Below are 7238 nucleotides of genomic sequence, written 5' to 3' on the forward strand. Positions count from 1 at the left end.
CGTTGCTCATAGGCGGCCGCCAGTGCCGATCGCACTGTACGGTCCTCGTCATCAAGGGTGCTCAGCTTGGCGCGCATGGACTGCAGGTACCGGTCGACCGCCGCGCCGAGATCGGTGCGGGACCTGTCGATCCTTGCGCGCAGGTCGACCACGGCGGCGGCATCGTCGCCATAGATGTCGAGAAGGCGTGCGAGATCCTGCTGCTGGGCACGAAGGTCGCTTTGCATCGCGCCGATGCTGTCGGGGACGGCTTTGTTCTGGGCGGCAAGCGAAGGGTCGCGGGCCGCTTCCAGTGCGGCGATCGTATCCTGGATGTCGGTGCGGCTTTGTCCGATCTTCGTCTGCCGTTCGCTCAATTCGACGATCGCCTTGACCTGTTCGCTCTGCTCATCGCCGCTTTGAACGACGCCCGTCGTTTGCTGATAGGTGTCGGCGGCATCGCGGGCGGCCCTGGCGCGATCCTGCTGTTCGGCGATGCGCTGGCCGATCCATGCCTGCGCCGTGTCGAGGCTGCCGCGGATACTGTCCTTGCGCTCTTCGAGATAGATGCTGATGAGCCGGTTCGGGACGGCGGCCGCCAGTTCGGGATCGCCGGCCGTAAAGCCGATCTGGACGACATCGCTCTGGCCGTCGCGCCACACACTCAGCGCCTTGTAATAAGCCTGGATGACCGGCTCGATACTGTCTCCCGATGGCTGTGACGGCTTGTCGCTGCTCACCAGCAGGCCACGCAAGGTTGCCCTGATCTCGTCGAGGACGGAGGCCTGGCGCAGGGCCGGGTTGAACTCCGGACGCTCGTCGAGCCGCAAGTCGCGGATGATGCGCTCCGTCACGCTTCTGGACAGCAGCCGCTCGGTCTCGGATGTGACGTTCACCGGCGCATTGTTGCCGGCATCGCCGGTGCTGAGCGCAGTTGCCAGGGGCTTGTGGATCATCAGCCGGGATGCGGCGTGATAGCTCGGATTCAAACCCGAGATCAGCACGATCGAGGCCGCCATCAGCATCATCATCACCGCAACGATCATAACAAGCCGCCGACGGATCAAGCGTAACCCGGAGGTAATATCTCTCGCTTCGGTTGGAAACCGGATCGCGAACATAATCACGGCAGTCGCAAACAGGACGAAGAGGATGCTATTCTGAGTGAGGATGATCGTTTCCGTGAGGTTCATCACCAGGAACATGATGACCAGCACATTCAGCCACAGCCAACCCTCTTCGGGAGCATCGCACAGCAGCGTCGCCCCCTGCCGAAGCGCGCGTACAATCGTCCAGGCCAGGGGTATGAAACCCAGGAGGCCGAGGCCCAGCAATACGTCGCGAAAGCCGTTATGGGCATGCGGCGCAGGCCACCCGGCTGCAGCGCGGACGTACCAGCCGTCGGCATTGGAGTCGGCCCAGAAGGCTTGATAGCCATAACCGAGCAACAGCCGTCTTCCGATTGCGAGATCCACTTCCCGCCAAAGCGGAACGCGTCCAGTCAGCGTCGCATCCTTGCCCATCGCTTCGAGCAGGGGAACGAGCAATTCGCTAAGTCCTACAAGGACCAGCGCAACCAATTGCAGGCAGACCAGCACGAGCGTCGCCCGTCCAAGGTCGCGGGTCTTTGAAAGGGCTAGGAAGAAAGCTGTTGCCGGGACCGCGCTGACGAGTGAGTTCATGGCCGTCATCGACTGCGACGCGACCAGGCAAAAGAGACTGGCGCACAGCAGCGGTATGCTGACAATTCTAGGCCCAGCCCGTCGATCCACGGCCATCATGCTGCACGCGAAAGTCGCGATCGCTGCGTTCCACCCGAGGGTGTTTTTATTGTCAAAAACTCCTCTCAGGGAGCTCTCGCCAAAGGTGAACGCACGACTGGGCCATGCCACAGCCATCAAAAGACTGCACACCATGCCGGTGCCAAGCACCACGACTGTCAGCAACAGCAGTTGCCGCGGCGTGAACAGGATGGCGAGAAGGTATGCTAGTGAAATGGAGAGAATGAGCGCAACGCCCCGCTGCAGGGTGAGAGCGGGACTCGACGACCACAGCACTGAAGCAAGCGGTAACAAAAGAAGGATGACGAACGGCAGACTACGGCGAATGGCAGTCAGCAGCTCTGCCTGATTTCGAGCCAGGAGTCCGAGAGAAATCAGATAGATGGGCATGCCAAGCAGGCGAAGTTTGGCCATCTCGCTGGCATCGAGGTTGCCGTCACGGTCGATGAGAGGAAAGATGCAGCCACTCAGAAGGAACAGCGCGATGAGGACGCCGATGCACTCCATTGACCGCCACGGCATGATGACTTTGGGGCTGTAGACCGCCGGATAGCAAGCCTTCTCCATCATGTCATTCTGCCGGATACTGGCTGCTCAACTGGCCTTCCGTCGTTCTCACGCCCGTCAATGCTGGACTTGCGGCGATGCCGACCCGGCGCAGAGCGCTGGCACCGGCGGGCGCATCGCGTCGCGTCTGATCTGCAGCGGCACTATTAACCGACCCCGCAGCGGCCCGGCCGGTCAGATGCTCCACCAGATAAAGAGGCCGTTGTCGGACCTCGACAGCGATGCGGCCGACATATTCGCCAAGAAGCCCGACGGAAATCATGTTGAACGCGCCGAATACCAGAATCACCACCATTATGGAGGCGTAACCGGGCATATCGACGCCAAATATCAGCGTTCGTCCAATGATGATGGCCGCATAGAGTTGCGCTAGAAAGACGACAACGAGGCCGACATAAGTCCAGATGCGCAAAGGCATCGTCGTCGACCCGGTGATCCCGTCCAGCGCGAAGTTCCACAAGCGCCAGTATACCCACTTCGAGGTGCCAGCCGTACGTTTCGGCCGGTCGTATTCGACCGTCGCCTGAGTGAAGCCAACCCAGGAGAACAGCCCCTTCATGAAGCGGATACGCTCCGGCATGCCGTTGAGGACATCGACGACGCTGCGATCCAGCAGCCGGAAATCGCCGACATTGTCCTGGATGGGGTAGTCGGCCATCCTGTTATAGAGGCCGTAGAAGGCCGCGGCGCTGCACCGCTTGAGCCAGGTGTCGCTGACACGTCTCTTGCGTCGTGCGTTGACCACCTTTGCGCCGCGCATCCAGGCGCTCACCATATCCGGGACGATATCTGGCGGATCCTGCAGATCGACGTCCATCGGGATGATCGCATCTCCGCGGGCGTGGGCTAGACCGGCTGCCAGAGCTGCGTCCTTGCCGAAGTTCCGCGACAGGCAGATCAGTCCGATATCCGGTCGCTGCGCCACGAGACCTTCGATGATGTCTACGGTGCGATCGCGGCTGCCATCGTCGACGAAGAGGATCTCTACCTGTCCGCCTGGTCCGAGAGCGGCGCGGATCGCGTTGGTCTGTGCGTCCATGGCCTGGAGAAAGAGCACGATCGTCTCCTCCTCGTTGAACACCGGCACCACAATACTCAGTACCAGGCCGTCCGCATCTGACATGCCGTGAGACGAAAGATCAGTCTTGGTGATTGGCCATGTGAGGGAGGATTCCGTGTTGCGCGGCAACATGTTAAACCCCCGATGTGATGAAATGTGTTGGACCACATGCGCCTGCTGCCGCACGACGGTCGGCGCAACGAGGTCGCCGCTCGTAGATCCTTCGAAGAAACCGCTCGATCCGATCACTCTTTACAATAGTCTTACTCTTGACCATCCTCGGCTCCATTCAGCTTGCCGAACTCGCAAGCTTCAAGGCTCATCGAATTTTACCCCGACATCCCTGTCGGTGATGACACGCAAGCCTCTGTAGAAGTGAACTTTATTCTTTATGTTGGCTGGTCGAAAGCGAGCCATAAGACGTATGCGTACCACTTTGTGCTGATTGTTGCTCAAACGAAGAACGAGTTAGTCTTGGAACTGATCTAGTCCGGTAAGGATCTATTACCGGCCGGGCGCTGGACACGGTTGTGGGACGAGTACGTGTATGGGCATATCTGATCTCAATCCGGCGCTGGGCGCGGAGATCGCGGGACCATCGAACCCGGTCAATAACAGAATATCTCATTTGCAAAGGTCGCACCCTTTATCGCAGCAGGTCATCCTGTGGCTCGCCATGGTCGCCGCTTTGGTTGCGCTTTGCACTGCGATCAGTGGGCAGAGTTACTGGATAGACGAGGCCAACACTGCGTGGCGTGCTGCGGAGCCGCACTTTGAGGCGCTTTTGGCCCGCATGGTCGCGGAGACAGGCTCTGATGCGCAGATGCCATTTTTTCTCGTGGCGATCTGGGCCTGGGAGAAGGTCGCAGGCGACGGCGAGGTTGCGCTGAGGGTGATGAACCTCCTTTGGCTTATTCCGGGCCTCTACGTCTTCGCCAATGGCCGGGTTGATCGGCTTCTGGTCGCCGCCAGCAGTGCGTTTCTCTGGTATTATGTCGATGAGGCGCGGCCCTATGGCATGCAGATCGGGGCGAGCCTGATGGTCTTCGGCCTGCTCGAACGCGCGGTGGTCGCGGCGAGCGATCGCAGTGCGGAAGGTCCGCTCCTTCGCCGCTATCAGGTCTGGCTGCTTGCGTTCGGACTTATTGCTCTTGCCGGAAGCAGCTTGCTCGGTGCGATCTGGGCCGCCGCCGCGGTCGGTGCCGCCGCTTGTGCCGTACACTGGCGCGTTCGCCGGCTTGCGAACAGCCATATCATCGGACCGTCGGTTCTGCTCGTGGTCGTGCTGGCGCCACTCGGGCTTTACTATCTCTGGACCGTACTTGGGGGGGCGGGCGGCACCAAAGTGGCGACGACCGACGCCCGGACATTGTTGTTCTCGGCCTACGAATTGCTGGGTTTCGCAGGCCTCGGTCCTGGGCGCACTGATCTGCGCGCCGGCGAGGGGACGATCGTCTCGTCTTACCTCGTTGCGCTCGCGAGCTACGCGATCCTGGTTGCTGCTGTAACGCTGGCCGGCCTTATCCAGGCCGTTCGCAATATTCCGCCTCGCACACTCGCGGCATGCGCGATCGCATTCACGGCTGCGGCAGCATTGATACTGGTCGCCGGATATATCCTGCATTGGCGTGTCGTCGGTCGCCACCTTGCTCCTGCGATAGCCGTCGTCCTGGCGCTGCAGGCGGCAGGTGCGACGCTGCTCTGGCGCCGGCCTGTCGGCAAGCTCGTGGTCGTTGGCTTTCTGGTAATGGCATTGGCTTCTGGTGCGAGCATCAGATTCGCGCAGCGGCATGCCAAGGACGATTATCGCGCTGCGGCCTCGGTCGTACGCACGGCCCTAACCGGGGGCGATCGCGTCTGGTGGAGCGCTGACGCACTTGGCGCTCTCGTGTACCATGTGCCGCTAGGCAAGGGATGTGGCAGCGCGCTCTATGTCTTTGAGCCACGGCCCGGTTTTGCTGCCGCTCTGGAGGCTCCGACTCTCGTCGTCACCAGCAAGCCTGATATTTACGATCCGGAAGGAGTGCTGGCCGCGTTCCTGTCCGACCAGCATTTTCAGGTTACCGAAACCTTCCAGGCTTTCCAGGTCTGGCGACGCGCGTCACCAACTGTTTCGTTACCTTGCGGTTAGGCGCCAATCCGCGCGCTGAATTCACGATAATTGGGCTGTGATTGACGAAATGTTTTCGCGGGGCAGCGTTTATCGCCGCACCGAGCCAGAGACGTTCTCGGCATTCGGTGGCGTCTCCGTACTGGGACCGGCCTCGTCCGCTCCTATGTCGATCTTGCCGTTTGCGCGGGTCTGCCCGTCCAGGTCGGCAGATCCGAGCCCGAAAGCTGTCGTTCCTGCATCGATGGCCGGCGAACCGGGCTTCAGGTGGAAATCTCCAGTGGCAGGATTTGAAAGCAGGGGATCACGCCCAAGCAGGTTCCCGTTCGCTGCATCCGGCACATGGCCGTCCGAAAGCACCGATGCCTCGCGTGGAGTGCCGTTGAAGGTGATATTGTTGTACCACTTCACATCCTCGTTCACGTAGCCATTGGTACTGACGTCGTTGATGGCCCGGTTTCTGGAATCCGTTCGCGGATTCGCTACCGCGATATTGTTCACCCAGGTATTGTGGCTGCCCATGGCGTTGCTCAGTTCGCCTCGCCAGCTTCCCTTGTTGGCATTGTCATGGTTGTTGTGCCAGACGGTGTTGTTGCGCACCGTGACGAAGTCGCTCAGGAAGACGTGGATGCCTTTGCCGCCATTGCCGTAGGAGACATTGCCCTCGATCAGAGTGCCGTAGCGGTATTTGGTATCGTGAAAACCGTCGATGATGATACCGTTTCCGTCGGTATGTTCCCAGTTGATGGCGGGTCCCTGCACGTTGTCGTAGGTAATGTTGTTCCTGACGACGTTGCGGAACTCGGCGTTGCCTGGGGCGAGGTCCATGTTCTGCCAGAGCGAAATGCCGCTGCACTGATAACCGTTCGTCGCAGTGTTGCCATAGACCCGGTTGTCCTCAATCGTCAGCCAATCCGATTTGGCGCTGGAAATGCCCGAGCCGCCGCTGTCATGGGCAATATTGTCCTTGATTGTGACATGGTGTGATCCTTCGATATCAATCGCATGTCCCCCGCCGCCAACGACGTCGAAGCCTTCGATCCTGATGTAGTTCGCTCGTACGTTCAGGGTGCTGTAGGTGTCCGAAGCAGGCGGTCTGAGCAAAGCGCCGCCAGGCAATTCAGAGCGGATGGTGACGTAATTATCCGCCGTACCATTCTTCGTTATCATGATCTGCTCGTGATAGGTTCCCGCCTTCACCACGATCTGATCGCCGGGCTTGAGCTGCGCCTGCATGGCGCGGCCGATCGTCTTCCATGGCGCTGACAGGTTGCCCTTGGCTATGTCGCTTCCGTCAGTGGCAACGTAGTAGTCGGTCATCACGCTTCTCCTGTCCCTGTAGTCTGGTGATCCCTTGGGGTGCCGGTTGTGATGATCAATGGCCTTCGCCTGCTAGAGCAGAAACGATCGACTGAGCCTATTAGATCCTTCGTAATGTCGAGACTTAAATTTTAAAATCGTGGTATTTCATCAAGGACCTTGCGTATAATTCGGAGTCACGGAAGTTGTATTTTGCGTGACGTTTGGGTTTGACATTGTTGATGGCGACGACGATGTCGGCATTGCGAGCGCTCCTGAGCTGCTGCAGGCAGAATTCGGCGGCTCTGCGGCTGGTTTTTGCCCATTGCACGATCATCAGCGTTCGCTCCGTCAGCGCCGTCAGATGCATCGTATCGGCCGAGGCCAGTACGGGGGCGCTGTCGAAGATGACGATCTGGCCTCTGTTGCGGGCCATCTCGAT

Annotated in this window: 4 protein-coding genes and 1 pseudogene; 1 reads left to right on the forward strand and 4 read right to left on the reverse strand. The window is 59.8% G+C overall.

Annotation, left to right across the window (positions count from 1 at the left end; all coding sequences use genetic code 11):
• Both FHT93_RS35375 and FHT93_RS35380 read right to left on the reverse strand, forming a co-directional pair.
• A partial coding sequence (locus FHT93_RS35375; RefSeq protein WP_183851418.1) for an O-antigen ligase family protein occupies nt 1-2330 on the reverse strand: 2330 nt, incomplete at its 3' end.
• A gap of 1 nt (nt 2331) precedes the next feature.
• Nucleotides 2332-3519 carry a glycosyltransferase family 2 protein gene (locus FHT93_RS35380; protein ID WP_183851419.1) on the reverse strand — a complete coding sequence of 396 codons (1188 nt, stop codon included), beginning with the start codon at nt 3517-3519 and terminating at the stop codon, nt 2332-2334.
• Nucleotides 3520-4210: 691 nt separating this feature from the next.
• Between FHT93_RS35380 and FHT93_RS35385 the strand changes: the two genes are divergently transcribed.
• Complete coding sequence (locus tag FHT93_RS35385) at nt 4211-5518, forward strand: hypothetical protein (protein ID WP_183851420.1); 1308 nt, start codon at nt 4211-4213, stop codon at nt 5516-5518.
• Between the two features lie 69 nt (nt 5519-5587).
• Here the strand turns inward: FHT93_RS35385 and FHT93_RS35390 are convergent, their stop codons facing one another.
• Together FHT93_RS35390 and FHT93_RS35395 are read right to left on the reverse strand one after the other, a co-directional pair.
• A complete protein-coding gene (locus FHT93_RS35390; RefSeq protein WP_183851421.1) occupies nt 5588-6817 on the reverse strand; it encodes a right-handed parallel beta-helix repeat-containing protein in 1230 nt (409 codons plus the stop codon).
• Nucleotides 6818-6941: 124 nt separating this feature from the next.
• A pseudogene (locus tag FHT93_RS35395) lies at nt 6942-7238 on the reverse strand (exopolysaccharide biosynthesis protein); the annotation flags it as partial.

Origin of the sequence: Rhizobium sp. BK379 (assembly GCF_014193955.1) — a bacterium.
GTDB lineage: Bacteria > Pseudomonadota > Alphaproteobacteria > Rhizobiales > Rhizobiaceae > Rhizobium.

What these genes read in the sequence shown, in the direction of transcription:
- FHT93_RS35390 (WP_183851421.1), bottom strand. Translation starts at nt 6,817, where the DNA reads ATGACCGACTACTACGTTGCCACTGACGGAAGCGACATAGCCAAGGGC.
- FHT93_RS35380 (WP_183851419.1), bottom strand. Translation starts at nt 3,519, where the DNA reads ATGTTGCCGCGCAACACGGAATCCTCCCTCACATGGCCAATCACCAAG.
- FHT93_RS35385 (WP_183851420.1), top strand. Translation starts at nt 4,211, where the DNA reads ATGCCATTTTTTCTCGTGGCGATCTGGGCCTGGGAGAAGGTCGCAGGC.